General features: G+C 55.3%; 33 protein-coding genes and 1 riboswitch. Of the genes, 30 read left to right on the top strand and 3 right to left on the bottom strand.

Translation table 11 applies throughout. The features are described from left to right. The first annotated feature begins 178 nt into the window (after nucleotides 1–178). The 3 genes from V7775_RS13440 to V7775_RS13430 are packed head-to-tail and all read left to right on the top strand — an operon-like array spanning nucleotide 179 to nucleotide 3,245. Complete coding sequence (locus V7775_RS13440; RefSeq protein WP_335752415.1) at nucleotides 179–1,342, top strand: acyl-CoA dehydrogenase family protein; 1,164 nt, start codon at nucleotides 179–181, stop codon at nucleotides 1,340–1,342. Further along, on the top strand, nucleotides 1,342–2,862 hold the full coding sequence (locus tag V7775_RS13435) for an AMP-binding protein (protein WP_335752414.1): 1,521 nt from the start codon (nucleotides 1,342–1,344) through the stop codon (nucleotides 2,860–2,862). Before V7775_RS13440 ends, V7775_RS13435 begins: the two co-directional genes overlap by 1 nt. Continuing rightward, nucleotides 2,859–3,245 (top strand): hypothetical protein, encoded by a 387-nt coding sequence (locus V7775_RS13430; protein WP_335752413.1) that lies wholly within the window; start codon nucleotides 2,859–2,861, stop codon nucleotides 3,243–3,245. Before V7775_RS13435 ends, V7775_RS13430 begins: the two co-directional genes overlap by 4 nt. A gap of 71 nt (nucleotides 3,246–3,316) precedes the next feature. Here the strand turns inward: V7775_RS13430 and V7775_RS13425 are convergent, their stop codons facing one another. After that, entirely contained in the window at nucleotides 3,317–3,913 is a 597-nt protein-coding gene (locus V7775_RS13425; RefSeq protein WP_335752412.1) for an OmpW/AlkL family protein, read from the bottom strand. Between the two features lie 321 nt (nucleotides 3,914–4,234). Here V7775_RS13425 and V7775_RS13420 point away from each other — a divergent pair, with 321 nt between their 5' ends. The 17 genes from V7775_RS13420 (at nucleotide 4,235) to V7775_RS13340 (ending at nucleotide 18,882) form a co-directional block, all read left to right on the top strand. Further along, on the top strand, nucleotides 4,235–4,684 hold the full coding sequence (locus tag V7775_RS13420) for a hypothetical protein (protein WP_335752411.1): 450 nt from the start codon (nucleotides 4,235–4,237) through the stop codon (nucleotides 4,682–4,684). Continuing rightward, complete coding sequence (locus V7775_RS13415) at nucleotides 4,681–6,285, top strand: carboxyl transferase domain-containing protein (protein ID WP_335752410.1); 1,605 nt, start codon at nucleotides 4,681–4,683, stop codon at nucleotides 6,283–6,285. Before V7775_RS13420 ends, V7775_RS13415 begins: the two co-directional genes overlap by 4 nt. Nucleotides 6,286–6,295: 10 nt before the next feature. Beyond that, nucleotides 6,296–6,712, top strand: coding sequence for an ASCH domain-containing protein (locus V7775_RS13410; protein ID WP_335752409.1), 417 nt, complete (start codon nucleotides 6,296–6,298; stop codon nucleotides 6,710–6,712). Then, entirely contained in the window at nucleotides 6,712–8,658 is a 1,947-nt protein-coding gene (locus V7775_RS13405; protein ID WP_335752408.1) for an acetyl/propionyl/methylcrotonyl-CoA carboxylase subunit alpha, read from the top strand. Before V7775_RS13410 ends, V7775_RS13405 begins: the two co-directional genes overlap by 1 nt. After that, nucleotides 8,655–9,311 carry a glutathione S-transferase family protein gene (locus tag V7775_RS13400; protein WP_335752407.1) on the top strand — a complete coding sequence of 219 codons (657 nt, stop codon included), beginning with the start codon at nucleotides 8,655–8,657 and terminating at the stop codon, nucleotides 9,309–9,311. The genes V7775_RS13405 and V7775_RS13400 overlap by 4 nt, the downstream gene beginning before the upstream one ends. Before the next feature lie 87 nt (nucleotides 9,312–9,398). Beyond that, complete coding sequence (locus tag V7775_RS13395) at nucleotides 9,399–10,253, top strand: hydroxymethylglutaryl-CoA lyase (protein WP_335752406.1); 855 nt, start codon at nucleotides 9,399–9,401, stop codon at nucleotides 10,251–10,253. Nucleotides 10,254–10,284: 31 nt separating this feature from the next. Next, nucleotides 10,285–11,067: a crotonase/enoyl-CoA hydratase family protein gene (locus V7775_RS13390; protein WP_335752405.1), complete on the top strand. Its 783-nt coding sequence runs from the start codon at nucleotides 10,285–10,287 to the stop codon at nucleotides 11,065–11,067. Between the two features lie 231 nt (nucleotides 11,068–11,298). Then, a riboswitch (TPP riboswitch) is annotated at nucleotides 11,299–11,400 on the top strand. 60 nt (nucleotides 11,401–11,460) lie between these two features. After that, complete coding sequence (gene thiD, locus V7775_RS13385; protein WP_335752404.1) at nucleotides 11,461–12,270, top strand: bifunctional hydroxymethylpyrimidine kinase/phosphomethylpyrimidine kinase; 810 nt, start codon at nucleotides 11,461–11,463, stop codon at nucleotides 12,268–12,270. Then, on the top strand, nucleotides 12,267–13,262 hold the full coding sequence (locus V7775_RS13380) for an FAD-dependent oxidoreductase (RefSeq protein WP_335752403.1): 996 nt from the start codon (nucleotides 12,267–12,269) through the stop codon (nucleotides 13,260–13,262). The genes thiD and V7775_RS13380 overlap by 4 nt, the downstream gene beginning before the upstream one ends. Further along, nucleotides 13,246–13,443: a sulfur carrier protein ThiS gene (gene thiS / locus V7775_RS13375; RefSeq protein ID WP_335752402.1), complete on the top strand. Its 198-nt coding sequence runs from the start codon at nucleotides 13,246–13,248 to the stop codon at nucleotides 13,441–13,443. The genes V7775_RS13380 and thiS overlap by 17 nt, the downstream gene beginning before the upstream one ends. A gap of 3 nt (nucleotides 13,444–13,446) precedes the next feature. Continuing rightward, nucleotides 13,447–14,220: a thiazole synthase gene (locus V7775_RS13370; protein WP_335752401.1), complete on the top strand. Its 774-nt coding sequence runs from the start codon at nucleotides 13,447–13,449 to the stop codon at nucleotides 14,218–14,220. Further along, the gene (locus V7775_RS13365; RefSeq protein WP_335752400.1) at nucleotides 14,217–14,813 is read left to right on the top strand and encodes a thiamine phosphate synthase; all 597 of its coding nucleotides are present in this window, start codon (nucleotides 14,217–14,219) and stop codon (nucleotides 14,811–14,813) included. The genes V7775_RS13370 and V7775_RS13365 overlap by 4 nt, the downstream gene beginning before the upstream one ends. Next, nucleotides 14,792–15,802 (top strand): HesA/MoeB/ThiF family protein, encoded by a 1,011-nt coding sequence (locus V7775_RS13360; RefSeq protein ID WP_335752399.1) that lies wholly within the window; start codon nucleotides 14,792–14,794, stop codon nucleotides 15,800–15,802. The genes V7775_RS13365 and V7775_RS13360 overlap by 22 nt, the downstream gene beginning before the upstream one ends. Next, the gene (locus V7775_RS13355) at nucleotides 15,802–16,740 is read left to right on the top strand and encodes an ABC transporter substrate-binding protein (RefSeq protein ID WP_335752398.1); all 939 of its coding nucleotides are present in this window, start codon (nucleotides 15,802–15,804) and stop codon (nucleotides 16,738–16,740) included. The genes V7775_RS13360 and V7775_RS13355 overlap by 1 nt, the downstream gene beginning before the upstream one ends. After that, complete coding sequence (gene tenA / locus V7775_RS13350) at nucleotides 16,737–17,420, top strand: thiaminase II (RefSeq protein WP_335752397.1); 684 nt, start codon at nucleotides 16,737–16,739, stop codon at nucleotides 17,418–17,420. The genes V7775_RS13355 and tenA overlap by 4 nt, the downstream gene beginning before the upstream one ends. Next, nucleotides 17,417–18,142 (top strand): ABC transporter ATP-binding protein, encoded by a 726-nt coding sequence (locus V7775_RS13345; protein WP_335752396.1) that lies wholly within the window; start codon nucleotides 17,417–17,419, stop codon nucleotides 18,140–18,142. The genes tenA and V7775_RS13345 overlap by 4 nt, the downstream gene beginning before the upstream one ends. Then, nucleotides 18,139–18,882 carry an ABC transporter permease gene (locus V7775_RS13340; RefSeq protein WP_335752395.1) on the top strand — a complete coding sequence of 248 codons (744 nt, stop codon included), beginning with the start codon at nucleotides 18,139–18,141 and terminating at the stop codon, nucleotides 18,880–18,882. Before V7775_RS13345 ends, V7775_RS13340 begins: the two co-directional genes overlap by 4 nt. A 24-nt stretch (nucleotides 18,883–18,906) precedes the next feature. Here the strand turns inward: V7775_RS13340 and V7775_RS13335 are convergent, their stop codons facing one another. Beyond that, nucleotides 18,907–19,335, bottom strand: coding sequence for an RrF2 family transcriptional regulator (locus V7775_RS13335; RefSeq protein WP_335752394.1), 429 nt, complete (start codon nucleotides 19,333–19,335; stop codon nucleotides 18,907–18,909). 83 nt (nucleotides 19,336–19,418) lie between these two features. Between V7775_RS13335 and V7775_RS13330 the strand changes: the two genes are divergently transcribed. The 8 genes from V7775_RS13330 to V7775_RS13295 all read left to right on the top strand — a co-directional run bounded on the left by V7775_RS13330 (nucleotide 19,419) and on the right by V7775_RS13295 (nucleotide 24,340). After that, the gene (locus V7775_RS13330; protein WP_335752393.1) at nucleotides 19,419–19,574 is read left to right on the top strand and encodes a hypothetical protein; all 156 of its coding nucleotides are present in this window, start codon (nucleotides 19,419–19,421) and stop codon (nucleotides 19,572–19,574) included. A gap of 2 nt (nucleotides 19,575–19,576) precedes the next feature. Further along, on the top strand, nucleotides 19,577–19,975 hold the full coding sequence (locus tag V7775_RS13325; RefSeq protein ID WP_335752392.1) for a group III truncated hemoglobin: 399 nt from the start codon (nucleotides 19,577–19,579) through the stop codon (nucleotides 19,973–19,975). 232 nt (nucleotides 19,976–20,207) lie between these two features. Beyond that, complete coding sequence (locus tag V7775_RS13320) at nucleotides 20,208–20,573, top strand: NADH-quinone oxidoreductase subunit A (RefSeq protein WP_335752391.1); 366 nt, start codon at nucleotides 20,208–20,210, stop codon at nucleotides 20,571–20,573. Beyond that, nucleotides 20,564–21,103 carry a NuoB/complex I 20 kDa subunit family protein gene (locus V7775_RS13315; protein ID WP_184564067.1) on the top strand — a complete coding sequence of 180 codons (540 nt, stop codon included), beginning with the start codon at nucleotides 20,564–20,566 and terminating at the stop codon, nucleotides 21,101–21,103. Before V7775_RS13320 ends, V7775_RS13315 begins: the two co-directional genes overlap by 10 nt. After that, entirely contained in the window at nucleotides 21,100–21,705 is a 606-nt protein-coding gene (locus V7775_RS13310; protein WP_335752390.1) for an NADH-quinone oxidoreductase subunit C, read from the top strand. The genes V7775_RS13315 and V7775_RS13310 overlap by 4 nt, the downstream gene beginning before the upstream one ends. Next, nucleotides 21,702–22,928 carry an NADH-quinone oxidoreductase subunit D gene (locus tag V7775_RS13305; protein WP_335752389.1) on the top strand — a complete coding sequence of 409 codons (1,227 nt, stop codon included), beginning with the start codon at nucleotides 21,702–21,704 and terminating at the stop codon, nucleotides 22,926–22,928. The genes V7775_RS13310 and V7775_RS13305 overlap by 4 nt, the downstream gene beginning before the upstream one ends. Then, nucleotides 22,928–23,185, top strand: a complete 258-nt coding sequence (locus tag V7775_RS13300) for a hypothetical protein (RefSeq protein WP_335752388.1) — start codon at nucleotides 22,928–22,930, stop codon at nucleotides 23,183–23,185. The genes V7775_RS13305 and V7775_RS13300 overlap by 1 nt, the downstream gene beginning before the upstream one ends. 18 nt (nucleotides 23,186–23,203) lie before the next feature. Then, nucleotides 23,204–24,340, top strand: a complete 1,137-nt coding sequence (locus V7775_RS13295) for an NADH-quinone oxidoreductase subunit E (protein WP_335752387.1) — start codon at nucleotides 23,204–23,206, stop codon at nucleotides 24,338–24,340. A gap of 138 nt (nucleotides 24,341–24,478) precedes the next feature. Here the strand turns inward: V7775_RS13295 and V7775_RS13290 are convergent, their stop codons facing one another. Beyond that, entirely contained in the window at nucleotides 24,479–24,751 is a 273-nt protein-coding gene (locus V7775_RS13290; RefSeq protein WP_335752386.1) for a hypothetical protein, read from the bottom strand. Here V7775_RS13290 and V7775_RS13285 point away from each other — a divergent pair. Together V7775_RS13285 and V7775_RS13280 are read left to right on the top strand one after the other, a co-directional pair. Beyond that, complete coding sequence (locus V7775_RS13285) at nucleotides 24,750–25,364, top strand: NADH:quinone oxidoreductase (protein WP_335752385.1); 615 nt, start codon at nucleotides 24,750–24,752, stop codon at nucleotides 25,362–25,364. The two genes, V7775_RS13290 and V7775_RS13285, sit on opposite strands and share 2 nt — an antisense overlap. Nucleotides 25,365–25,379: 15 nt before the next feature. Then, nucleotides 25,380–25,604, top strand: a complete 225-nt coding sequence (locus V7775_RS13280; RefSeq protein ID WP_335752384.1) for a DUF5337 family protein — start codon at nucleotides 25,380–25,382, stop codon at nucleotides 25,602–25,604. Nucleotides 25,605–25,607 lie beyond the last annotated feature (3 nt).

The raw sequence follows: 25,607 nt of genomic DNA, 5'->3' as shown, positions 1-25,607 counted from the left end.
AGTGCGTAGGGCGGTTTGGCCCATTTCTGACGCAGCTAAACAATTCAAACTTCCATAGATGACGGTACGTGCTGGGCTTGTTTTGAAGGTCCTGTTGCGTTGGCATGCTTGACGCATGCTTGGTGATCTGACAGTAATGAACAAGCGTTCAATAAATTCGAGTCAAGGGAGAAGGTTCATGTTCAACGCCACAATGCAGTTTGATCTGGGCGAAGATGTAAACGCGTTGCGCGAGATGGTGCACCGCTGGGCGCAGGAGCGCGTGCGCCCCATGGCCAAGGATATCGACTCGGAAAACCTGTTTCCCGCAGACCTGTGGGAAGAGATGGGCGGCCTGGGGCTGTTGGGGATGACCGTGGATGAGCAATTTGGTGGTACGGGAATGGGGTATCTGGCCCATACTGTTGCTGTTGAGGAAGTTGCCCGCGCAAGTGCCTCTGTTTCTTTGTCTTACGGTGCGCATTCAAATTTGTGCGTGAACCAGATCAGTCTGAACGGCACGGACGAGCAGAGAGCGAAATATCTTCCCAAGCTGTGTTCTGGTGAGCATGTCGGCGCGCTCGCGATGTCCGAGACAACCGCTGGATCGGACGTTGTGTCCATGAAGTTGAGCGCGGAAAAGCGTAATGATCACTTCCGCCTGACGGGCAATAAATACTGGATCACCAATGGCTGTGATGCGGATACGTTGGTTGTTTATGCCAAGACGGACAAGGATGCGGGATCCAAGGGGATCACGGCGTTTTTGATCGAAAAATCAATGAAAGGTTTTTCAACGGGTCAACACTTTGACAAGCTGGGGATGCGTGGATCAAACACAGCTGAGCTGATCTTTGACGATTGTGAAGTACCCTTTGAGAATGTTCTGGGAGAAGAGGGTCGCGGTGCTGCGGTTCTGATGTCCGGTCTGAACTATGAACGCGTTGTTTTGGCTGGGATTGGTCTGGGCCTTATGGCCGCCTGTCTGGATGAGATCATGCCCTACATGGCTGAGCGCAAGCAATTCGGGCAACCCATTGGCAGCTTCCAGCTGATGCAAGGCAAGATGGCGGATATGTACACTGCGATGAATTCTGCGCGGGCCTATGTCTATGAGGTTGCCAAGGCCTGTGATCGTGGAGACGTAACGCGCGCTGATGCGGCGGCTTGCTGTCTGTATGCGTCAGAGCAGGCGATGGTGCAGGCGCATCAGGCGGTTCAGGCGATGGGCGGTGCGGGATATCTGTCTGACAACCCTGTGGCGCGAATTTTCCGGGATGCCAAATTGATGGAGATTGGTGCTGGCACGTCTGAGGTGCGCCGGATGCTGGTTGGCCGCGAAATGATGGCGGCGATGAGCTGATGCAACAGGTATTGCCTGCGCTGGATGGAGAGGGTCGCTGGAGCATTCCGGCGCGTCTCAATATGGCGCGGCAATGTTTGAACCAACCAGCGGATGCGGTTGCCGTTATTGACCTTACTCAAGGCACGCGGCGGGATGTGACCTTTGCCGCCTTGGAGCAGATGGTAGATGGGCTAGCGCGCGCAATGGCCCCGCGTGTGAAAGTGGGTGATCGCATCGGTGTGTTGCTGAGTCAGAGCCCTTGGTGCGTTGCGGCGCATCTTGCAATTTGGAAAATTGGTGCGATTTCGGTGCCTTTGTTTAAGTTGTTTAAGCATGACGCGTTAACCTCGCGGATTAATGACGCGGGTGTGACGCTGGTGCTAACCGATGAGGGAGGCGTTGATCTGGTGGGCGGGCTGGCGCAGGCTTGGATTGTAGCAGATATAGGTGTGTCAGGGGGTGATGTTCCTTTCGCAGACACAGGATCCGAAGATCCGGCGGTTTTGATCTATACATCTGGAACAACTGGAACACCCAAAGGCGCGTTGCATGCTCATCGCGTTTTGATGGGTCATTTGCCGGGTGTAGTGACTAGCCATGATTACCTTGGCCAAGAGGGTGATTGCATCTGGACGCCTGCAGACTGGGCGTGGATCGGCGGGCTGTTTGATGTGGCCTTGCCCGCGCTAGCGATGGGTGTGCCTGTGGTGGCGGCGCGGATGGCAAAATTTGACGTAAATGAATGCAGTGCAATCATTGCACAGGGTGGCGTACGCAATGTGTTCTTTCCGCCTACAGCACTTCGTATGCTTAAGGCGCAAGGCGCGTCTATTGACGGTTTGCGATCAGTCGCCAGCGGGGGAGAGCCGCTGGGCGCTGAGATGTTGGCGTGGGGACGAGACGCATTTGGCGTCGAGATAAATGAATTTTACGGCCAGACGGAATGCAACATGGTCGCCAGCAGTTGCGGTGCCGGATTTGCGGCGCGCGCGGGCTGTATTGGTAAGGCTGTGCCGGGGTTTGATCTGGCTGTCCTAGAGGATGGCAAACCTACGGATGGTGAGGGCGATGTGGCCGTGCGGCGTGGTGCGGCCTCGATGATGCTGGAGTACTGGCAACGCCCCGAAGAAACCGCAGCGAAGTTCTGTGGAGAGTGGATGCTCACCGGGGATCGCGGTGTTTGGGAGGGTGACTTTTTACGCTTTGTCGGGCGTGAGGATGATGTGATCACCTCTAGCGGGTACCGCATTGGGCCAGCTGAGATTGAGGATTGCCTGTTGACCCATCCATCAGTGGCAACAGTCGGCGTGGTGGGTAAGCCTGATGCGCTAAGGACCGAAATTGTAAAAGCCTACGTTGTCCTCAAGCAGGGTGCCAAGGAAGACCCCGAAGCGCTGAAGGACTGGGTGAAAGACAGGCTTGCAGGGTATTCTTACCCCCGTGAAGTTGCCTTCCTAGATGCGCTGCCGATGACTGTCACAGGTAAGGTGATCCGCCGTGAGTTAAAGGCGCTTGCGATTGCGGAAACTTTGCAATGAAGAACATGTTCCGCCGCATTTATAACCTGCGTTGCCCCTCATGTAATGCGCTTCAGGGTCCGTTTGCTTTGGGTTCGACGTTTAAAGGCGGGATCTCGCGGTTGGCGATCAATAAATCGTCGCCCTGTGTTGGTTGTCATCAACGGTTACGGCTGACGCCACGCCACGGTTTTGGCAAAACAATATTATTGCAAGTGTGCGCTGGCCTTGTCGGTGTTGCTGCGGTATTTTTGATCTGTATTCCGCTGCTGGTAATGGCGGTGGGACAGTTCGGCGTTTGGGGGCTGGTGAGCTGGCCGTTCATCATCATGCTGTGGGCAGTGATTTCAGCCACGATCAGCGGAAAATTTGGCCCCTACGTGCGGGAGGTGCAGATCGTATGATGTGTGTTTTCAAAGCGCAAGATTGGGGAGGCCGCACCATGATGCAGCCTCCGATGGCGTTGGATAGTTGTTTAGAATTTCACAACGTATGCGAGGTTGACAACGTAGGGGTCGATCTCGGCTTCACCGATATAGGCGCCGTTCAACTTAACGTCGGAGTCGATGTCGATCCAACGCAGGTTTGCACGCAACGCCGCACCATTCTTCAGCTCGTAGTCCATGCCAACTTGAACCGAGAGGCCAAAACCGTCTTCCAGCTCCAGCGTACCAAGGGAGGATTCCTCTTGGAAGAAGGCAGTATAGTTCAGGCCAGCACCGATATAGGGCTTGAAGGCGCTATTGGTCGGGAAGTGGTAGTTGAGCGAGAGCGTGGGCGGCAACTGCTTGGTGGTACCAGCAAACCCGACACCGTCGATGTGGATGTCATGTTCAAACGGAGCCGCAGCCAAGATTTCGATGCCCAGATTATCACGGATGAAATACTCGGCGGTGATGGACGGGCGAACACTATTGCGGACGTCTGCAGCACCTCCTGCCAGCGTACCGTTACCCGATTTCGGGACAACCGATGCGATACCGAAACCAAGGGTGATATCCCCTTGCGACTGGGCCGAGGCGGAAGTCGCAGCAAGAGTTGCAAGCGCGAGTGCGATGAATGTGGTTTTCATGATTCTGTTTCCAATCGAATTAACACGATTGTTCTGCGCCGCGTTGCAGCATCCGCGTATGATATTTGTCAATTTGCAGCGCGGTTGTGTGCGAAAAATCAACTACCAACCCATAATTTTGCATATGCAGCCTGAAAGGATGGCAATGAAACTGACATCACAGGCGGGCGGCATTGGACGGCGGAAAGTAGCCGTTAGCCAGAGATCTCAGCCCTGGAAAAATGACGCCTTGCGAAGCGAATTCGGTGTCATTCGACGACCGATGAAGATGTGCGCGCAGACGGAGAGCGTAAAATGAAGCAGTACCTACAGAGTTACATTTTGATCGGCTTTTTTGGTGCAACACCTTTGCTGGCCGACCCAGTGGCATGGGTAGATCGCTGCTTGGATGAAGTGGCAGAGCAAGAAGCAAGCGGACCAAAGCGAGGCGCGTTCAAGGAGCGCGAATGTATGTCGATCATCCTGAATTATTGCTCTTTCGCTGATCCCAGTGAATCCTGTTTTGAGGGGCTCGTAGATGGGTTTTCTCAACGGGCGGCGCAAATAATTGCCACCTTGCCGGAACAAGTCAGCGGCACTGAAATACAGAAAAATATTTATGGTCGCAGGCTCAATGCGATTAAAAACGTCAAAACGACACTGCAATGTCGTGAGGATATGGATGCGCTAGCATGCGATGCGCGCGCGGCCTTGTACCAATACAGTTTGGCGACTGGGTTGCCCGATTTGGTGACTCGAATAGAGAAATTGGAACTGGAGGACATAAAATGAAGCTAAGTTCACAGGCTTTGCCATCGTCAGAGGCGTTTAAGGCCAATACAACGGCTCATTTGGACGCTTTGGAGCAGGTCCGCGAAGTGGCACAGGCGGCCTCTCTAGGCGGCGGTGACAAATCGCGCGATCGGCACCTGAGCCGCGGCAAGATGTTGCCGCGCGAGAGGGTTGCAAACCTGCTGGATGCGGGCAGCCCATTTTTGGAGGTTGGCGCGGTTGCGGCGCACGGGCTTTATGGTGGTGCGGCCCCTTGTGCGGGCGTGATTGCTGGTGTTGGCACGGTGCAGGGCCAAGAGGTCATGGTGGTTTGTAATGATGCGACCGTAAAGGGCGGCACCTATTATCCGATGACGGTGAAAAAGCACCTGCGCGCCCAAGAGATAGCAGAAGAAAACCATCTACCCTGCATTTATCTTGTGGATAGCGGCGGGGCGAACCTGCCCAATCAAGATGAAGTATTCCCTGACCGTGATCACTTTGGCCGGATTTTCTATAACCAGGCCCGCATGAGCGCAAAGGGCATCCCGCAGATCGCGGTTGTTATGGGCTCATGCACTGCTGGCGGGGCCTATGTGCCTGCCATGTCTGACGTGACGATCATTGTAAAAGAACAGGGCACGATCTTTCTTGCGGGGCCGCCACTGGTCAAGGCCGCAACGGGTGAGGTGGTTAGCGCCGAGGACCTAGGCGGCGGTGACGTTCACACGCGCCTGTCCGGCGTTGCGGATTACTTGGCCGAGGACGATGCACATGCGCTGGCTTTGGCGCGGCGCGCGGTGAAATATCTCAACCGTGCGAAACCTTCCACAGTGCAGTGGGAAAGCGTTGAAGAACCCGCTTATGACCCAGCTGAAATCCTAGGCGTGGTGCCCGCTGATCTGCGCACTCCCTATGACATTCGCGAGGTAATCGCGCGCACGGTTGATGGCAGTCGCTTTGACGAATTCAAACCCCGCTTTGGCGAGACGCTGGTCACCGGATTTGCCCATGTGAAAGGCTGCCCTGTCGGGATTGTCGCCAACAATGGTGTGTTGTTCTCGGAAGCCGCACAAAAGGGTGCGCATTTTGTAGAACTGTGTTCTCAGCGCGGTATCCCTTTGGTGTTCCTGCAAAACATCACAGGATTTATGGTGGGTCGCAAATACGAGAACGAGGGCATCGCGCGTCACGGCGCCAAGATGGTGACAGCGGTGGCCAGCACCAATGTGCCAAAGATCACCATGCTGGTTGGCGGCTCATTCGGGGCAGGCAACTATGGCATGGCAGGACGCGCCTTTAGCCCGCGTTTCTTGTGGACATGGCCCAACAGCCGCATCTCGGTCATGGGCGGCGCGCAGGCGGCTGGGGTTCTGGCCACCGTCAAACGCGACGCGATTGAACGCCAAGGCGGGGAATGGTCCGCCAAGGAAGAAGCGGCCTTCAAGAAACCCACAGTGGATATGTTCGAAGAGCAGTCGCACCCGCTCTATGCGTCTGCGCGCCTATGGGATGATGGCATCATTGATCCGCGCAAGACCCGCGACACGCTTTTCCTGAGCCTGTCAGCCAGCTTGAACGCACCAATTGAAGAAACCAAATTTGGCATCTTCCGGATGTAAGGAGAACGACATGACGAAGACCTTGCAAGAGATCATCGACGACAACCCCGAGGCCGAGACCTTTCGGTTTGGCGATTCACCTGAGTTATGCGCAGAGATCATCGCGTTGGTGCGCAGCGGCACCAAAACCGCAACCTGCGAGGCGGCATCAGCCTATGGTGCAAAGGGTGACGCGTGGCCTGAGGTTGGCCGACGCGATGTTGCGCTTAACTGGGATGGCACACCTGCCGTCATGATTGAAACGGTCGAGGTGTCCACCCGTCGTTTCAGTGACATGGACGTTGAATTCGTCGCAGCACAGGGGGAGTTTCGCGATCTTGATCACTGGCAAAAAGGGTATCAAGCATATTTTACCCGCAACGGCGGGTTCGCTGAGGATATGAAACTGATGTGTGAACGGTTCAAAGTGATAGAGGATTTCGCGTAATGTTTGATACAATCTTAATTGCGAACCGAGGCGAGATTGCCTGCCGCGTTATTGAAACCGCTCAGGTCATGGGTGTGCGCTGTGTGGCCGTGTATTCAGACGCTGATGCAAGTGCCAAACATGTCGCGATGGCGGATACGGCTGTGCATATTGGCGGATCAGCCCCTGCAGATAGTTATTTGCGCGGTGATGTGATCATTCAGGCGGCGCTGGATACGGGCGCACAAGCGATCCATCCAGGCTATGGTTTCCTGTCCGAGAACCCCATTTTTGTGGACGCGGTTGATGCCGCAGGGCTGACGTTCATCGGACCGTCTGCTGATGCGATCCGTGCGATGGGCCTCAAAGACGCGGCTAAGGCATTGATGATCGAAGCGGGCGTACCTGTTGTCCCGGGCTATCACGGCAAGGATCAATCAGATGATCTGCTGGAGGCAGAGGCTGGAAAAATTGGATACCCTGTTCTGATCAAAGCTGTTGCAGGTGGTGGCGGCAAAGGCATGCGTCTGGTCGAAGAGGCTGCTGGATTTTCTGAGGCATTGGCAAGCGCACGTTCTGAGGCCAAGACCGCCTTTGGCAATGCCGACGTGCTGGTTGAGAAATTCGTCAGCCAGCCGCGCCACATCGAGGTGCAGGTTTTTGGCGATGGCAAAACGGCAGTTCACTTGTTTGAGCGCGACTGCTCGCTTCAGCGTCGTCACCAAAAGGTCATTGAAGAAGCCCCAGCACCCGGCATGACGGCAGAAATGCGCGCGGCGATGGGCGCGGCTGGCGTGCGCGCCGCTGAGGCGATTGGCTATAAAGGGGCAGGGACGGTGGAATTCATCGTCGACGGCACTGGTGGGCTCAAAGCGGACGGTTTCTTTTTCATGGAGATGAACACCCGCTTGCAGGTTGAGCATCCAGTGACTGAGGCCATCACAGGTGTTGATCTGGTGGAATGGCAACTGCGGGTCGCTGCTGGTGAAGACCTGCCCAAGGCTCAGGATGAGTTGACAATCAATGGCCACTCATTTGAGGCACGCCTCTATGCTGAGGACGTGCCAAAAGGCTTTTTGCCTGCAACGGGGACATTAACGCATCTGGCGTTTGATCCTGCCTGTCGTGCTGATAGCGGCGTGCGGGCGGGCGATACGATTAGTCCGTTTTATGATCCGATGATTGCAAAGGTCATTGTGCATGGCCCAACCCGCGATGTGGCACTGGCGCGCTTGCGTCAGGCGCTTTGCGCTACGCAGGTGGCGGGGACTGTGACCAACCTTGCGTTTCTGGGTGCACTTGCCGGACACAGCGGTTTTCGCAAAGGTGACGTTGATACTGGACTGATTGCCCGTGACATTGATGCGCTGACCACGCCACCAGTTGTAGCACCGCGCCATGTGGCGCTGGCAGGCATGGCGGCGCTGGGCCTGCTGCAGACAGGGCCGGAAACAGGGTTCACCCTGTGGGATTCATTGCTGCGTCAGGTGACGTTGGAATGGGGCGCCGAAGAACACCTGATCAAAGTAGAAGTGCGTGGCCCTGATCATCAGATTTGGCACATCGCTGAGGATACGGTTGAGGCCCGTCGCATTGGCGGGCGCTGGCAAATTGGCGGTCAGCCAGCGGCGCAGGTTGCTTTGTCAGGCGATCGCATCACTGTCTTTGACGGCTACGGCCTTATTTTTGATCGCGTTGACCCTCTGATGCAGGCTGCTGGCACACAGGGGGATGGTAACCTCGTTGAGGCTCCCATGCCCGGACTGGTGCGCGAGGTCTTTGCCAGTGTCGGACAACACGTGAGCATGGGGGACAAGCTGGCTATCCTTGAGGCGATGAAGATGGAGCACAGCCTGTTGGCCGCGCGCGACGGTATCGTAGCCGAAGTGCTCGCCACTGCTGGCGATCAGGTTGAGGCGGGGGCCGCGTTGGTGCGTCTTGAAGCAGAAGAGGAGGCGGTGGCATGATTACCCTTCATCACTGCCCGCAAACGCGTTCCATGCGTAGCCTCTGGTTGCTTCACGAACTGGGCATAGATTTCGAGGTCGAGACCTATCCTTTTGACAAAACACTACGCTCGCCCGCGTATCTAGAGAAAAGCCCAGCAGGGCGTGTGCCAGCATTAGAACTCGACGGGCAGGCGATATTCGAAACTGGGGCAATCACTGAAATCCTATGCGAACGGTTTTCGCCAAATGGGATGGGGCGCGGCGTGGACCATGTAGACCGCGCGCAATGGTTGATCTGGGTCCATTTTTCCGAAACCATCAGCCAGCACACCGCCGCACTGACACAACAACACATCGCCCTGCGCGATGACACCATGCGCAGTCCGATTGTGATGAAACTAGAGGCGGCGCGACTGGGCAAATGCTACGCCGCACTTGAGGCGCGGCTAAAGGGCCGTGAATACCTATTGGACAGCGGTTTTTCAGCAGCGGATGTTTCTGTGGGGCAGGCGGTCTATATGGCACGCTTCTTTGCGCATCTTGATGGCTTTGAAGCGCTTACCGATTGGTACGAGCGCATCACGCAGCGTGAGGGTTTCAAAGCCTCTTTGCCCGGCAAGGACGTGCTGTTTTCGGAAACGTTTTTCCCAGCGTGGGACATGCCCTCCTAAGAGCGCGATGCAGGTAAGGATATAAAAAGAGTGCATGATTTGGATTTTCGGTGCAGTCTTGGGGAATAGCAAATTGGGGAGAGTGCGATGAACTTGGGACCATGTGAGATTTTCGAAGTAGGACCACGCGATGGCCTGCAAAATGAAAAGCGTGATATTCCGGTAGCAGAAAAGGTCGCGTTAGTTGACCTGCTGAGTAAGGCAGGGTTCACGAGGATCGAATGTGCCAGCTTTGTCTCTCCTAAATGGGTGCCGCAAATGGCGGGTTCGGCTGAGGTTTTGGCTGGCATCACCCGCAAGGACGGTGTGCGCTACGCGGCACTGACACCAAACATGCGCGGTTATGAAGATGCCGTTGGTGCGAAGGCAGATGAAATCGCGGTCTTTGCCAGCGCCTCTGAGGGTTTCTCGCAAAAGAACATCAATGCCTCGATTGAGGAGAGCATTGAACGTTTTGCGCCTATCCTTGAGGCGGCGCGCCATGTCGATTTGCCAGTGCGGGGTTATGTCTCTTGCGTGGTGGAATGCCCGTATGACGGTGCTGTTTCGCCTGACGCAGTAGCCAAGGTTGCAGATAAACTGTTCTCGATGGGCTGCTATGAGGTCTCATTGGGCGATACCATCGGGGCTGCGACGCCCGATACAATTGCGCGGATGTTGCTGGCTGTACGTGATGTGGTGCCTGTGGGCCGTTTGGCGGGGCATTACCATGATACGGGTGGTCGCGCGCTGGATAACATCGATGCCTCGCTTAGCCTTGGCGTGCGGGTTTTTGATGCTGCTGTGGCGGGATTGGGCGGTTGTCCTTATGCACCCGGCGCATCAGGAAACGTAGCAACCGAAGCGGTAGCAGCACATCTAGCCACGCTGGGCTATGAGACTGGTCTAGATGCTGAAATTATCGCACAGGCGGCCGATATGGCCCGTGCAATGCGCGGCTAGGCCATCCATTCGACATTAAGGAACACGAAACATGTTTGAGACCATCTCGGTTGAGACCGATAGCCGCGGTGTGGCTACCCTGACGCTTGCGCGCGCGGAAAAGCATAACGCGATGTCAGCACTGATGCTGAAAGAGCTGACCGAGGCCGCAGCGCAACTGGCAGCGGATGATGCTGTGCGTGTTGTCATTCTGGCAGCAGCGGGAAAGACGTTTTGCGCAGGCGGTGATCTGGGCTGGATGCAAGAGCAGATGGGCATGGACGCGCAAACCCGTGCGAAAGAAGCGGGCAAACTTGCAACGATGTTGGGCGCGCTTAACCGCTTGCCAAAGCCGCTGATCGGGCGCTTGCACGGCAATGCGTTTGGCGGCGGTGTTGGCATGGCGTCGGTCTGTGATGTCGCGATTGGGGCGGATTCGATCAAAATGGCCCTGACCGAAACAAAGCTTGGGATCATTCCGGCCACCATCGGCCCTTACGTGATTGCCCGCATGGGCGAAGGGCGTGCGCGTCGCGTGTTTATGTCAGGCCGTGTGTTTGGCGCGGACGAGGCGGTGGAGCTGGGTTTGCTTGCACGCGCAGTGCCTGCCGCAGAGCTGGATGCCGCGGTTGAGCGCGAGGTTGTACCCTATCTTGCCTGCGCTCCCGGAGCTGTGGCTGCAGCGAAAAAGCTGGCACAGGATCTAGGTGGGGCTGCAACAGAGGAAGCCGTTGCGATGTCGATTGACGCATTGGCAGCGCGCTGGGAGACCGAAGAAGCGGCCGAGGGCATTGGCGCATTTTTCGAGAAGCGCAAAGCAGCTTGGGTTGTTTAAAGAGGTATTGGCGTCTCACCCTCCATATTTATTGACATCTTAATGTGTAGATATCTGTTTAAAATACAGTAACTTGGGGTGCGATATTAATGTTAATTGTGGCCTGAGGAATTGTATTCCTTTGTCCTGAGGATGAGGTCGATTCAAATTAGGGTTGTGCTCTGAGAGGCGCTGCCCTACCACTCTCCTTGAAATACGCCGCTTGGCCCTTGTTGGTCTGATCGGCATTAAAATCATCCGTCGGGGGGCCCTTAGGGGCTGAGAGGTGCACTGCACTGACCCGTCGAACCTGATCCGGGTAATACCGGCGTAGGGAACGGGTAGATTGTGCAAGCTAACGCCAAGCACAGACTCATTCTCACGTCGGCACGCCCAAATATTGGAGACGTGCCTGTGAGTGAACATACCCCGATTGCCTTGACGATAGCAGGTTCTGATAGTGGCGGCGGCGCTGGCATTCAGGCTGACCTAAAAGCAATGTCTGCCAACGGAACCTATGGTGCCAGCGTTATCACCGTAGTGACGGCGCAAAACACAACGGCAGTGACGGCAGTTCACGAGATCCCCGCCGACATCGTCGTGGCGCAAATTGATGCTGTGCTATCTGATCTCGATGTTGGTGCGATTAAACTGGGTATGTTGTTTTCCGCGCCAATCATAAAGGCAACAGCGCAACGGTTGCGTCAGTTCACAGGCCCCATTGTAGTTGACCCGGTGATGATCGCCAAATCGGGTGATGCGCTTTTGCAGGATGTCGCGGTTGAAGCGTTGATCCAGCATGTCCTGCCGATTGCACACCTGCTCACGCCTAACCTGCCCGAGGCGGCGCGTTTGCTGGGCGAAGCCGAAGCGAAAAATCAAGTGGAAATGGCAGTGCAAGGCCAGCGCCTTATTCAGATGGGGGCAAGTGCTGTTTTGATGAAGGGCGGCCATGCGAATGGGAGCACCTGCACCGATGTGCTGGTGGACGCGAGTGGTGTCATCGCGACATTTGATGCGCCCCGGATTGAGACCCGCAACACACACGGAACCGGATGTACCTATTCCGCGACAATCGCCGCGCAACTTGCGCAGGGGCGGGACCTGATTGATGCCGTGGGGATCGCGCATGCCTATTTGCAAAATGCCATCCAAGCTGCCGATCACCTGAGGATTGGGCGCGGTCATGGCCCCGTCCATCATTTCCACGAGCAATGGTCATGAGCAAAATCACCGTCATTGGCGCAGGTGTTGCGGGGCTGTGCGTTGCGCGCGCTTTGCTGGATCGCGGCGCAAAGGTGACGCTAGTAGATCGCCATACTAAGGCAGGTCCACATGCTTGTTCTTGGTGGGCTGGTGGTATGCTGGCGCCGTTTTGCGAAGGCGAAACAGCTGAACAACCTGTTGTCCGGTTGGGCGGCGAAGCTGCGGATTGGTGGGCCGCAAAAACCGACGCGGTGCAACGTTGCGGATCTCTTGTTGTGTCTCCCTCTCGGGACAAGGCCGAACTTGCGCGATTCGCACGCCGCACGGATGGGCACCGCACGGTAACGAGCTCCGAGATTGCAACCTTGGAGCCAGACTTGGGAACACGTTTCTCAAAGGGTTTGTTCTTCGAAACCGAAGCGCATCTTGCGCCTCGAGATGCCTTGGAAATGCTGCGTTCCGGCCTCATCGCGGATGGGGTGGAATTTACCTGCGATGATGCGAACCCTGATGCCTATGCAAAACACGGTCTCACCGTTGATTGCCGCGGATTTCAAGCAAAAGACAAGCTGGCTGATCTGCGCGGCGTTAAGGGCGAGATGCTGATTTTATCCTGCCCCGATGTCACCCTAAGTCGCCCCATCAGGATGCTGCATCCGCGCGTGCCGCTTTATATCGTGCCGCGTGGCGACGGCGTTTTTATGCTGGGTGCCACAATGATTGAAGGGCGTGCAGGCAGTCATGTGACGGCGCGTTCCCTGCTTGAACTTCTCAGTGCGGCCTATGCGCTTAACCCGGCATTTGGGGAGGCTGAAGTGCTGGAGATCGGTGTGGATAGTCGGCCTGCGTTTTCTGACAACCTGCCGCGCATTCGACGGGATGGAAACCTGATCCGTGCCAACGGTTTGTTCCGGCACGGATTTTTACTGGCACCTGCGTTGGCACGGATGGTGGCCGAATTGATTTTTGACAACAAAAAGCCGGAGGTGATGGATGAAATTGCAGCTTAATGGTGCGCCCGTGGATGCGCAGGTAAACACGCTGGCCGAACTGCTGATTAGTGAAGGATTTGGCGGTGCCAAGGTCGCAACGGCTGTGAACGGGGTGTTTGTACCCGTTGGTCTTCGCGCTGATCATGATCTTAGCGAGGGAGACACCATCGAAGTTCTTGCCCCGATGCAGGGGGGCTAGGCCATGCGCGATTTTTACGGCACCAGCCTAGCCAACGGGTTCATGCTGGGCACAGCCCAATACCCGTCACCTGCGATCTTGGCGGATGCGTTCAAGCGCAGCGGCGCAAGCGTGGCCACCGTGTCACTGCGCCGCGAAAGCGGACGGGACCGCGCAGGGCAGGACTTTTGGCAGTTGATCCGCGATTTGGACGTGCATGTTTTGCCCAATACGGCCGGATGCCACAGCGTCAAAGAGGCGGTCACAACTGCGCATATGGCGCGTGAGGTGTTTGGTACAAAATGGATCAAGCTGGAGGTGATCGGAGAAGAAGACACGCTTCAGCCGGATGTTTTTGGATTGGTCGAAGCCGCAAGGATACTGTCGGAAGACGGGTTTCAGGTGTTCCCCTACACAACCGAGGATCTGGTTGTTGCAGACCGATTATTGGATGCAGGCTGTGAGGTTTTGATGCCGTGGGGCGCGCCGATCGGATCAGGGCTGGGGTTGAACAATCTGTTTGGGTTGCGCGCCATGCGGGCGCATTTCCCCGATGTTCCATTGGTCATTGACGCGGGGATTGGGCTGCCGTCTCAGGCTGCGGCCGCCATGGAGTTGGGCTTTGACGCGGTGTTGTTGAATACGGCTGTGGCCAAAGCAGGTGATCCCGCCGCAATGGCGACTGCATTCGCAGGAGCGATCACAGCTGGCCAAATAGCCCACAGCGCCGACCCTATGGAGCCTCGCGATATGGCGTCCCCCTCAACCCCAGTTATTGGAAAGGCGTTTTTAGAATGACCTTGGATCGTTTTTACCCGATATTTGAGAGTGCCGAGTGGATTGAACGGTTGGTGCCGCTGGGCATCAAGCTGGTGCAGTTGCGGATTAAAGACGCGGAAAATGTAGTGGTGCGCGAAAATATCAGGCGCGCAAAATCGACATGTAATACGCACGGCTGTACATTGATAATAAACGACTATTGGAAGATGGCGATTGAGGAAGGGTGTGAGTTTATCCACCTTGGGCAAGAGGACCTGGAAGGGGCAGACATCAATGCCATTCGTGCGGCTGGATTGCAGCTGGGGATCAGCACCCATGACAAGGCTGAGCTGGCGCGCGCGGTTGCGCTGAAACCTGATTACATCGCCTTGGGACCAATCTATCCGACCATCCTCAAGAAGATGAAATGGCATGAGCAAGGCATCGCGAAACTAGGGGTATGGCGCGATCTGATTGGAGAGACGCCACTGATCGCGATTGGTGGCATGTCGCTTGATCGGGCAGCTGGGGCATTTGACGCTGGCGCGGATGTTGTGGCGGCAGTCACGGATATCACCTTGAACACCTCTCCTGAGGACCGCGTGCGCGCATGGCTGGCGGCAACGCGATGAGCAGATATGCACGCCAGATTTGTTTGCCCGAAGTTGGTGATCCAGGGCAGGCTGCGATCCGTTCTGCGCATGTGCTGGTGGTGGGCGCTGGTGGGTTGGGTTCGCCAGTGTTGCAGTATCTTGTCGGGGCAGGTGTGGGGCAGATCACGCTGATGGACGGCGACACAGTGGCGCTGTCCAACTTGCATCGGCAAACATTGTTTTGTGAGGCGGACGTAGGCAGGCCCAAAGCCCAAGCCGCCGCGCAGACTTTGCGTGCTCTGAACGGCGATTGCATGATCAATGCGCTTGAGGTGCCACTTGATCCCGCAAACGCGCCAGCGCTGGTCGCGCAAAGCACGCTTGTATTGGACTGTGCGGATAGTTTTGCCACCAGCTACACGCTATCTGATATTTGCTACGCGGCAGGTGTCCCGCTGATCAGTGCATCGGTGCTGGGGTTTTCGGGCTATGTAGCTGGTTTTTGCGGTACTGCGCCGTCGCTTCGTGCAGTGTTTCCTGACCTGCCAGAGCGCGCGGCGACCTGCGCCACAGCGGGGGTCATGGGACCCGTTGTTGGGATGATGGGGGCCGCGATGGCGCAAATGGCATTGGCGCAATTAATCGGACAAACGCCATCGCCGCTGGGGCAATTGCTGAGCTTTGACATGCAGACCATGCGCACGGGCGGCTTTCGGTTTGATACCGCGCCAGAGCCTGCTGTGGATTTGAAATTCATTGCGGCCAGTGAGGTCTCCGATGCGGATTTCGTGATTGAACTGCGCGACATCATTGAAGCGCCACAGCCAGTTAATGCCACCGCGCACCGCCTCAGTGTTGCTGAGTTCACCAAGGCCAAATTTACCCCATCACCAGAACAACGTGCTGTTTTTGCCTGCCGTTCTGGCCTGCGTGCATGGCAGGCAGCCTCATACCTGCGGTCTTATTGGGACGGCGACATCTGTTTGATTGCAATGGGCGATACGCCTCCAACTGAAAGAGAAATCTAATGAAACTTACATCTTTGACAGCGGCCATTTCCTTTGCTGCATCTCCATTGATGGCTGCGGATGACATGACGCTTTTGCTGGATTGGTTCGTCAACCCCGATCACGGGCCGATTATCGTGGCGCAGGAACTGGGATATTTTGCAGAGCAGGACCTAGAGGTGGAAATTATCGCGCCTGCGGATCCGTCTGATCCGCCAAAATTGGTTGCGGCCGGAAAAGCAGAGCTGGCGATATCCTACCAGCCCCAGCTGCACCTACAAATCCATGAGGGTCTGCCGATACAACGTGTGGGAACATTGGTCGCCACGCCGTTGAACTGCTTGCTTGCGTTGGCTGATGGGCCAATCAAGAGCCCGAAAGACTTGGCTGGCAAAAAGGTTGGCTTTTCTGTTGGCGGTGTCGAAGAGGCAGTTCTGGGATCGATACTGCGTCATCACGGTCTGTCATTAGGTGACGTTGAGCTGGTAAACGTGAATTGGTCGCTTTCCCCCTCGTTGATGTCTGGGCAGGTGGATGCCGTGATTGGCGCCTACCGCAACTTTGAACTGAACCAGATGGAGATTGAGGGCGTTGAGGGCCATTGCTTTTTCGTCGAAGAAGAAGGTGTGCCAACTTATGATGAGCTGATCTATGTCGCCAATACCGACACGATGGACAAGGACATGATCGCCCGCTTTTTGGCCGCTACGCAAAAGGCGACGCAATACATTGTGAACCATCCTGAGGACAGCTGGGAAATCTTTTCAGGCACTTCAGCCGAGTTGCAAGATGAGCTGAACGCCAAAGCTTGGGTTGATACGCTGCCCCGATTTGCCTTGCGCCCTACAGCAATGGACGAGGGGCGCTATGCAACCTTTGAGGCGTTCTTGCATGAGGCAGGCCTGATCCCGTTCCAGAACCCTGTTTCGAAAATCGCCATCGACGTGACAGCGAAATGAGCGCGCCGGATTATGGAAAGACCTTCGCGCTGTGGCGCGAGGGGGCTTGCGAGGCATGGGAGGGCTATACGCGCCACGCCTTTGTTGAGGGGTTAAGGGATGGCACGCTGCCGCGCACTGCATTCCTGCACTACCTGATCCAGGATTACGTATTTCTGGTTCACTTTTCGCGGGCGTGGTCGCTGGCGGTGGTGAAATCTGAAACGCTGTCTGAGATGAAGGTTTGCGCGGGCACTGTGAATGCGTTGGTCAATCAAGAGATGTCGCTGCATGTGAAAACATGTGCAGCAGAAGGCATCGATGAAGAGATGCTGTTTAACGCAGCCGAGGCCGTCGAGAACCTTGCCTATACAAGATACGTCATGGATGCGGGCATGCAGGGTGACTTTTTGGATATGATGGCGGCCTTGTCACCTTGTGTGATGGGGTACGGCGAAATTGGTTTGCGGCTTGCGGGCGAAAAAGCAACTGATACGCCTTACGCTGAATGGATCGCGACATACGCAGACCCAGAGTATCAAGCGGTTTGTGCCAATGTTGGCGAAATGATCGACGGGGCAGTTGCACGGCGTGTTGGCGATTTGGCAAGTTCGCCGCGCGTGGCAGTTTTGCAAAACCGTTTCACAATGGCGACAACCCTCGAGATCGGGTTTTGGCAGATGGGGCTGAACGGCGCATGACCACGTCACCCGGGATCAATGTGCAAGGCGAGCATCACATAGGCGGGTCGTTGTTGTTTGATGTCAATCTGCATGTGCCAGCTGGAGAATGGACCTGCCTGTTGGGGCGATCTGGGGTGGGTAAATCAACAATCCTGCGGCTGGTTCTGGGGCTTGATACGGGCGGAAAATTCACAGGCAGCTATGGCGCAACCGATAGTATGCCTTTGGCTGGTCGCATCAGCTATATGGCGCAATCTGATTTGTTGTTACCGTGGTTGTCCGTGCTGGAAAATGTCTGCTTGGGTGCGCGACTGCGCGGCGAAATGCCAGACGTTGATTTGGCAAAGGATTTGCTGAACCGCGTGGGGCTTTCTGCGCATATCGATCAGAAACCGAAAACACTTTCGGGGGGGATGCGGCAGCGGGCCGCACTTGCACGGACCTTGTTTGAAAACTGTCCCATTGTGTTTCTGGATGAGCCGTTCTCGGCACTAGATGCTGGCACACGTGCTGACATGCAAGAACTTGCCGCGCAGGTCCTTTTGGGGCGCACGGTGTTGTTGGTTACCCATGACCCTGCCGAGGCAACCCGCCTTGGGCATAAGATCACTGTTCTGTCTGAGCAGGGGGCGCAAGACTGGCCTGTCCCCTCAACACCTGCGTTGCGGGCCATTAATGATCCACAAACATTGGATTGTCAGGCGCGGCTGTTAGGCTACTTGCGTGGTATCGGGGCATGAAGGGGCGTGATATTCTTCTGGCGGTATTGGTCGGGCTAGGCCTTTGGCAGGCGTTGGTGCTGATCACCGACGCGCCCCATTTCATTTTGCCATCTCCGTGGCGGGTTGCGCAGGCAGCTTTTAAAAGCCGTGCGATCATTGCGGAAAATGCATTGGTCACGGCGACAGAGGTTCTTCTGGGGCTTCTGATTGGCACAGTTCTGGGGGTAGCAACCGCAATCCAGCTTGCGCTGTCCAAGACCGCCGAACGGATTATGTTGCCGATGCTGGTCTTTACTCAAGCGGTTCCCGTTTTTGCGCTGGCGCCAATGCTGACGCTTTGGTTTGGTTATGGCATGGGGTCAAAAATCGTCATGGCGGTTTTGATTATCTACTTCCCTGTGACCTCCGCGTTTCATGACGGGCTAACCCGCACCGATAAGGGCTATCGCGATTTGTCTGTGTCTATGGGGGCTGGAAAGCTAAACTTTATGCGACATGTGCAAATCCCCAACGCATTGCCCAGTTTGGGAACGGGTCTGCGACTTGCTGCTGTTTATGCGCCGATTGGTGCGGTCATCGGGGAGTGGGTTGGCGCTTCCAAGGGACTTGGGTACCTTATGCTGCTCGCCAACGGGCGGGCAAAGATTGATTTGATGTTTGCCAGTCTGATTGTCCTCGCCTGCCTGACCGTGATCTTGCACGTGGTTGTGGGAAAGCTGGCAACGCGCCTTAGCCGTTATGCCGAAGGGGCGCAGTGAGCAGGCAGATGCGGATCGTTTCTGCTATCTTGCCAAAAGCGCCTGCAGACCTGCCGTTGGACTGGTGACATCAGATAGCGTGTAAGCATCAAGCGTAGAAAAGAACGCTTCTTGTGCTTGGGCGAGGGGCGCGCGCAATCCGCAGGCGGGCAAAATCAGGCAGGACTTATCTGTGCCAAAGCACTCCACCACAGGGCTGTCGCGCTTCATCGCACGCACAACATCGCCAATGTTGATCTGATCCGCTGGGCGGGACAGGGTAAGTCCGCCATTGCGTCCTCGCTCGGAAATTACAAACCCTTCATGGGCCAGTTGTGTTGCAACTTTTGACAGGTGATTGTCGGATAAGCCGAAAGTGGATGCAATTTTGGATGTGGGAATCCGTTCGGGGCCTTGTACCGCCAACGTCATGAGGATGCGCAGGGCGAAGTCTGTAAATTTGTCTAACTGCATGGCGTGATATTTAGCATTTACAATGCGTAATTAAAAGAGGTAGATATTACGCATCTGAAATGCTGAATAATGGAGTACATAAGATGACACTATCAGAAGCCTTTTTGTGGCCTGGAACCAAAGTATGTGAACGGATGGGGGTAGATCCCGAAGGGGAGGCCGGACTGATCCGTTGGATGGTGAACACACTGGTCTATCTGGTCGTGAGCCTTTTGTTCATGTGGGCGATTATGGCGTGACAATGCCACCCCGCATTGCGGTCTCTCCAGAACAGATAAATGTGGTCGTAGCTGCGTTTTACACTCGGGTGCGGTCAAATCCGTCGTTGGGCCCTGTGTTTGCACAGCACGTCCACGATTGGCCTACACATGAAGAAAAGATTGCGGGCTTTTGGCGCAATGCCTTGTTGTATGAACGGTCCTACGATGGCAACCCGATGCAAAAGCACCAACAAGCAGGGGACGTGCATGCGCGGCATTTCCCGATCTGGCTTGAGATATTTGATGAGGTGTTATCCGAACATCTACCGCAACTATTAGCGCACCAATGGTCGGCGTTAGCGCACCGAATTGGGCGTGGTTTGTCGTTCGGATTGCGGCCCGAAGTGGATGCGGGTGGCGTGCCACAGTTGCGGGGCTGAATAGGGTCGTAAAGTAAGGAAATTCCATAACTTACTATTTTAGTTGGTTATTTGTGCTTACCAACAGACTGGGATGTTTTGTGCATCAGTGGTCTTTGGTAACTACTTTTGAAGGCAAAACGTGACACGTTTCCACCCTTCCTCCCGTTGACCCTAGCGGCCCACGGGGCTAAACCCATCAAAAGCGTCGAGCGGGGCGATGAGCCCCAGCCATCCAAGAAAGGAGCCACCCTTGGACGATATGCTTAGGGAATACCTGCCCATCCTCATTTTTCTGGGCGTTGCCATTGGCTTAGGCCTTGCTCTTATCCTTGCGGCCGTTGTTATAGCGGTGCGCAACCCCGATCCCGAGAAGGTTTCGGCTTATGAATGCGGGTTCAACGCATTCGATGATGCACGGATGAAATTCGATGTGCGATTCTATCTCGTGTCGATCCTGTTCATTATTTTCGATCTAGAAATCGCATTTCTGTTCCCATGGGCTGTCGCATTTGGCGATATCTCGATGACAGCGTTCTGGTCGATGATGATCTTCCTTGCGGTTCTGACCGCAGGATTTGCTTACGAATGGAAGAAAGGGGCGCTCGAATGGCAGTAACCCAGACAAACATGCCCGCAACTGCTGGCATGGACCGCGATGTGGCGACACAGCAATTGAACGCGTCCTTGCAGGACAAAGGGTTCTTGCTGACCTCCACTGAGGATCTGATTAACTGGGCGCGCACCGGTTCACTGCACTGGATGACCTTTGGTCTGGCCTGTTGTGCGGTTGAGATGATGCACACCTCGATGCCGCGTTATGATCTTGAGCGGTTTGGCACAGCGCCACGTGCCAGCCCGCGCCAATCCGATCTGATGATCGTGGCAGGGACGCTGACCAACAAAATGGCACCCGCCCTGCGCAAGGTTTATGACCAGATGCCAGAGCCACGCTATGTGATCTCGATGGGGTCCTGTGCGAATGGCGGCGGCTACTACCACTATAGCTATAGCGTTGTGCGCGGCTGTGACCGGATTGTGCCGGTAGACATCTATGTGCCGGGCTGCCCACCTACCGCAGAGGCTCTGCTGTACGGCATCATGCAGCTACAACGCAAAATGCGCCGGACAGGGACTATTGTACGATGAGTGACGCACTGAACGAACTTGGTGGCTATATCGAGACCAAGCGCCCTGACTGTGTGCTGGGCTGGGATGTGTCTCAGGGTGAGCTGAACCTTGATGTGACGCTGGCCAATATTACAGGTCTGGTTGAGTTTTTGAAAACCGATGCGACCTGCCGCTTTACGTCGCTGGTGGATATCACAGCGGTTGATTACACAGGCCGCGCCAAACGGTTTGATGTGGTGTACCACTTCCTGTCCATGTACCAAAATCACCGCATTCGCCTACGCGTCGCGACGCGCGAAGAGGACATGGTGCCATCACTGGTAGACATCCACCCCTCAGCCAACTGGTTTGAGCGTGAAGTATTCGACATGTTCGGCATCCTGTTCAGCGGCCACCCCGATTTGCGCCGCCTGCTAACCGACTACGGTTTCCGCGGCTATCCGCTGCGTAAGGATTTTCCGACAACGGGTTATACCGAAGTGCGCTATGACGAGGCGGAAAAGCGGGTTGTCTATGAACCTGTTAGCCTTGTGCAAGAATACCGCCAGTTTGATTTCATGTCCCCATGGGAGGGTGCCGAATACATCCTGCCGGGTGACGAGAAGGAGGCCGCGAAATGATGGACGGCACCAAAGGTTTCGAAGACGCCCTCACAGGCGAACAGAAAATCCGCAATTTCAACATCAACTTCGGCCCACAGCACCCTGCGGCCCACGGCGTTTTGCGTCTGGTGCTAGAGCTGGACGGCGAGATTGTTGAGCGCTGCGATCCCCACATCGGTTTGCTACACCGCGGCACCGAAAAGCTGATGGAATCGCGCACCTATCTGCAAAACCTACCGTATTTTGACCGGTTGGATTATGTGGCACCTATGAACCAAGAGCACGCATGGTGCTTGGCGATTGAACGTCTCACGGGTGTTGAAGTGCCACGTCGCGCAAGCCTGATCCGTGTGCTGTACTCTGAAATTGGCCGCATTCTGAGCCACCTTCTGAACGTTACCACGCAGGCGATGGACGTTGGCGCGCTGACCCCACCTCTGTGGGGCTTTGAAGAGCGCGAAGATCTGATGATCTTTTATGAACGTGCCAGCGGCGCGCGTCTGCACGCAGCGTACTTCCGCCCCGGCGGTGTACATCAGGATCTGCCTGAAGCGCTGCTGGATGATATCGAAACATGGACGCACAAGTTCCTGAGCGGATTCATGGTTGATATCGACATACTGTTGACGGAAAACCGGATTTTTAAACAGCGTAACGTCGACATTGGCGTTGTCAGCGAGCAGGATATTTCTGACTGGGGTTTCTCAGGTGTGATGGTGCGTGGCTCCGGCCTCGCATGGGATTTGCGCCGCGCGCAGCCTTATGAATGCTACGACGAGTTTGAGTTCCAGATTCCGACAGGCGTGAACGGCGACTGCTATGACCGCTATTTGGTGCGCATGGAAGAAATGCGTCAATCGGCCAGCATCATGTTGCAGGCGATTGAAAAGCTGCGTGCACCCGAAGGGAAGGGCGATATCCTTGCCCGCGGTAAGATCACACCGCCCAACCGTACTGACATGAAAACCTCAATGGAAAGCTTGATCCACCACTTCAAGCTTTATACCGAAGGTTTCCACGTTCCCGCTGGCGAAGTTTATGCGGCAGTTGAAGCACCCAAAGGCGAATTCGGTGTCTATCTGGTTGCTGACGGATCCAACAAACCCTACCGCGCCAAAATTCGCGCGCCGGGCTATCTGCACTTGCAGGCGATGGACTACCTTGCAAAAGGCCACCAGCTTGCTGATGTCGCCGCGATCATCGGCACCATGGATATCGTGTTTGGTGAGGTGGATCGCTAATGCGGTTTGCGGCATTGATTGTGATGATGTCGACAACTGCGGTTGTGGCGTCTGACAAGAAGGCCGAATTGATCGATGTGATGAACGCCAATGGTTGCATGTTGACCACGGCGCAGGCGAATGAGCAGATGCCTCAGTTGGGTATTTATCGGGCGACAGCGATTGCGCTGTCGCGGGAAATGATGGCGGATGGTATTGCCAAATTCGCTGATGATGAAGAAACGCTACTGCTGCTGCCACCCGCGTGCAAAAGCTAAAGCGACAAGGACAAAATTATGCTGCGTAGATTGCACCCCGAACAACCCGATGCTTTTGCCTTTACCCCAGCCAATCAGGCATGGGCCGAGGCTCAGATCACGAAATACCCTGAGGGCCGTCAGGCCTCAGCGATCATTCCGCTGCTGTGGCGTGCACAAGAGCAGGAAAGATGGCTCTCGCGTCCCGCGATTGAGCATGTCTGTGAAATGTTGGGATTGGCCTATATTCGCGGTCTCGAAGTGGCGACCTTCTACTTTATGTTCCAATTACAACCCGTTGGTTCAGTTGCGCATATTCAAGTTTGTGGCACCACGTCGTGCATGATCTGCGGCGCCGAAGACCTGATCGGCATTTGCAAAGAAAAGATAGCCAAGAGCGCGCATGAACTGTCGGCTGATGGCAAGTTTTCTTGGGAAGAAGTTGAATGCCTTGGTGCCTGTTCCAACGCACCGATGGCGCAGATTGGTAAAGACTATTACGAAGACCTCACGGGTGCGCGTTTTACCGAGATGTTGGACGAACTGGCAGCAGGCAATGTCCCGACACCCGGTCCCCAAAATGGCCGTTATGGCTCTGAACCTCAGGGCGGTTTGACTTCGTTGATCGCACATGACAGCGGCAAAACGCAATATAACGCGTCAGTGCAGCTGGCGACGGACATTGGCGACACGATCAAGCGGATTGATGGCACTGAGGTGCCGCTGCTTGCTCCGTGGCAAGGCAGTGCGGCTAACAAAGGCCAAAAGCCAGCCAAGGCTGCGACTGAGGCGAAAACAGTTGCGCCAGCAAAGGCTAAACCAGCGGCTAAACCAGCGGCTAAGCCTGCTGCAAAAGCAGAACAGGATACCCCCGTTTCAGGTGCTGGCAAGAGGCCACGTACAATGAGCGCGCCGCGCAAATCTGGTGCGGATGACCTTAAGTTGATCAAGGGTGTAGGCGCCAAACTTGAGAAGACTATAAATTCTATGGGTTTTTTCCATTTTGACCAAATAGCAAAATGGGGGCAAGATGAACTTGCTTGGGTTGATCAAAACCTTGAAGGTTTCAAGGGCCGCGCATCACGTGACGGTTGGGTTGAACAGGCGCAAAAGTTGGCACGAGGGGAAGAAACCGAATTTTCCGCAAAAGCCAGCAAAGATGGCCGTTACGACTGACGGTCGCCACAATCCATCCGGGGGATAGTTTTTTAGTATGGTTTCGAGTAACAAAAATACGGACTGCATGAATACATGCAGGTGGATCGCAGCATTGATTGGCCTGTTGGGCTTTGTCATTTTCTTTTGGATGGCGGACTACCGCTTTATCTCGTCTCTATTACTGGCTGCGTTGATCGGCGTTGCATCGTGGTTCATTTTGAAATCGATGCTTTGCAATGATGAGACAAGTGTAACTGAGAGCACGTCTACAAGCGCAACTGCAACTACCGACACAGGCGGCGCGGCCGAAACAAAAACGCCCTCTGCACCGGAGGAACCTGTTTCTGCGCCGACAACTTCGGTTGCAGCATCAGCATCTAACGCAACGGTTGCGGCGGCTAGTACAACGCCATCAGCAGCGTTCAGCATGAAACCTTCGACACCTCTCGCTGGTGAGAAGGAGTTGTCCGAACGCAAGGGCGACTGGAAATACGAAGCTCCGGTGAAAGAAAAAGCGCCAGATAAAGCTAAAGCAAAAGCACCTGCAAAAGCCGCTGCGACGACCAAAGCAAAACCGGCGGCTAAGGCAAAAGCGCCAGCAAAGGCTAGTGCAGCGGCAAAGACCAAAGCACCTGCAAAGACTGCGGCAGCGCCAAAAACAAAAGCGGCTTCTGCGACGAAAGCAAAGGCACCAATAAAAGCAGCCACGACGCCCAAGGCCAAAGCAACCGAAAAGGCTGCTAAGCCAAAGGTTAAAGCGGCGGATGCAAAACCGGCAACACTGCTGAGCGCTGCACGACCTGAAGGCAAGGACGATCTTAAACTGATCAGCGGCGTTGGTCCCAAGCTAGAGCAAACGTTGAATGATCTGGGTGTTTATCACTATGATCAGGTTGCCAAGTGGAAGAAGAAAGACATCGCATGGGTCGACGACAATTTGCGCTTTAAGGGCCGGATTGTACGGGACGACTGGATGTCGCAGGCCAAGATATTGGCCAAAGGCGGCGAGACAGAATTTTCTAAGAAGAAAAAAAAGACATAAGCATAGGAGCTGTTCGTGGCGCATAACGATGATAAATTGTCGCGCGACGGACGACGCCTTGCTTTGGTAAGTGTTGTAGGCGCTTTCGCCTTTATGGGGATCGAGTTTGCAGGGGCCACCCTTGGGTGGCCCAATCAGACAATGGGCTTATTGGAACTTGGCGTTGCTGCCGTGTTCCTTTGGGTTTTTATACAGGCATTCAGAATGTGGCGGCAGCGCCAATCTGAGAAAGACGGATGAGCA

The sequence above is a fragment of the Sulfitobacter sp. genome (genome assembly GCF_036960155.1).
Taxonomy (GTDB): domain Bacteria; phylum Pseudomonadota; class Alphaproteobacteria; order Rhodobacterales; family Rhodobacteraceae; genus Sulfitobacter.
This window is presented reverse-complemented; position numbering and strand designations above follow the sequence as displayed.

What these genes read in the sequence shown, in the direction of transcription:
- tenA (WP_335752397.1), top strand. Translation starts at nt 16,737, where the DNA reads ATGAGCGCGCCGGATTATGGAAAGACCTTCGCGCTGTGGCGCGAGGGG.
- V7775_RS13315 (WP_184564067.1), top strand. Translation starts at nt 20,564, where the DNA reads ATGGCAGTAACCCAGACAAACATGCCCGCAACTGCTGGCATGGACCGC.
- V7775_RS13325 (WP_335752392.1), top strand. Translation starts at nt 19,577, where the DNA reads ATGCCACCCCGCATTGCGGTCTCTCCAGAACAGATAAATGTGGTCGTA.
- V7775_RS13410 (WP_335752409.1), top strand. Translation starts at nt 6,296, where the DNA reads ATGACGAAGACCTTGCAAGAGATCATCGACGACAACCCCGAGGCCGAG.
- V7775_RS13360 (WP_335752399.1), top strand. Translation starts at nt 14,792, where the DNA reads ATGGCTGGCGGCAACGCGATGAGCAGATATGCACGCCAGATTTGTTTG.
- V7775_RS13305 (WP_335752389.1), top strand. Translation starts at nt 21,702, where the DNA reads ATGATGGACGGCACCAAAGGTTTCGAAGACGCCCTCACAGGCGAACAG.
- V7775_RS13310 (WP_335752390.1), top strand. Translation starts at nt 21,100, where the DNA reads ATGAGTGACGCACTGAACGAACTTGGTGGCTATATCGAGACCAAGCGC.
- V7775_RS13395 (WP_335752406.1), top strand. Translation starts at nt 9,399, where the DNA reads ATGAACTTGGGACCATGTGAGATTTTCGAAGTAGGACCACGCGATGGC.
- V7775_RS13365 (WP_335752400.1), top strand. Translation starts at nt 14,217, where the DNA reads ATGACCTTGGATCGTTTTTACCCGATATTTGAGAGTGCCGAGTGGATT.
- V7775_RS13415 (WP_335752410.1), top strand. Translation starts at nt 4,681, where the DNA reads ATGAAGCTAAGTTCACAGGCTTTGCCATCGTCAGAGGCGTTTAAGGCC.
- V7775_RS13345 (WP_335752396.1), top strand. Translation starts at nt 17,417, where the DNA reads ATGACCACGTCACCCGGGATCAATGTGCAAGGCGAGCATCACATAGGC.
- V7775_RS13370 (WP_335752401.1), top strand. Translation starts at nt 13,447, where the DNA reads ATGCGCGATTTTTACGGCACCAGCCTAGCCAACGGGTTCATGCTGGGC.
- V7775_RS13435 (WP_335752414.1), top strand. Translation starts at nt 1,342, where the DNA reads ATGCAACAGGTATTGCCTGCGCTGGATGGAGAGGGTCGCTGGAGCATT.
- V7775_RS13285 (WP_335752385.1), top strand. Translation starts at nt 24,750, where the DNA reads ATGAAACCTTCGACACCTCTCGCTGGTGAGAAGGAGTTGTCCGAACGC.
- V7775_RS13340 (WP_335752395.1), top strand. Translation starts at nt 18,139, where the DNA reads ATGAAGGGGCGTGATATTCTTCTGGCGGTATTGGTCGGGCTAGGCCTT.
- V7775_RS13430 (WP_335752413.1), top strand. Translation starts at nt 2,859, where the DNA reads ATGAAGAACATGTTCCGCCGCATTTATAACCTGCGTTGCCCCTCATGT.
- V7775_RS13330 (WP_335752393.1), top strand. Translation starts at nt 19,419, where the DNA reads ATGACACTATCAGAAGCCTTTTTGTGGCCTGGAACCAAAGTATGTGAA.
- V7775_RS13380 (WP_335752403.1), top strand. Translation starts at nt 12,267, where the DNA reads ATGAGCAAAATCACCGTCATTGGCGCAGGTGTTGCGGGGCTGTGCGTT.
- V7775_RS13400 (WP_335752407.1), top strand. Translation starts at nt 8,655, where the DNA reads ATGATTACCCTTCATCACTGCCCGCAAACGCGTTCCATGCGTAGCCTC.
- V7775_RS13335 (WP_335752394.1), bottom strand. Translation starts at nt 19,335, where the DNA reads ATGCAGTTAGACAAATTTACAGACTTCGCCCTGCGCATCCTCATGACG.
- V7775_RS13425 (WP_335752412.1), bottom strand. Translation starts at nt 3,913, where the DNA reads ATGAAAACCACATTCATCGCACTCGCGCTTGCAACTCTTGCTGCGACT.
- V7775_RS13405 (WP_335752408.1), top strand. Translation starts at nt 6,712, where the DNA reads ATGTTTGATACAATCTTAATTGCGAACCGAGGCGAGATTGCCTGCCGC.
- V7775_RS13440 (WP_335752415.1), top strand. Translation starts at nt 179, where the DNA reads ATGTTCAACGCCACAATGCAGTTTGATCTGGGCGAAGATGTAAACGCG.
- V7775_RS13295 (WP_335752387.1), top strand. Translation starts at nt 23,204, where the DNA reads ATGCTGCGTAGATTGCACCCCGAACAACCCGATGCTTTTGCCTTTACC.
- V7775_RS13290 (WP_335752386.1), bottom strand. Translation starts at nt 24,751, where the DNA reads ATGCTGAACGCTGCTGATGGCGTTGTACTAGCCGCCGCAACCGTTGCG.
- thiS (WP_335752402.1), top strand. Translation starts at nt 13,246, where the DNA reads ATGAAATTGCAGCTTAATGGTGCGCCCGTGGATGCGCAGGTAAACACG.
- V7775_RS13390 (WP_335752405.1), top strand. Translation starts at nt 10,285, where the DNA reads ATGTTTGAGACCATCTCGGTTGAGACCGATAGCCGCGGTGTGGCTACC.
- V7775_RS13300 (WP_335752388.1), top strand. Translation starts at nt 22,928, where the DNA reads ATGCGGTTTGCGGCATTGATTGTGATGATGTCGACAACTGCGGTTGTG.
- V7775_RS13355 (WP_335752398.1), top strand. Translation starts at nt 15,802, where the DNA reads ATGAAACTTACATCTTTGACAGCGGCCATTTCCTTTGCTGCATCTCCA.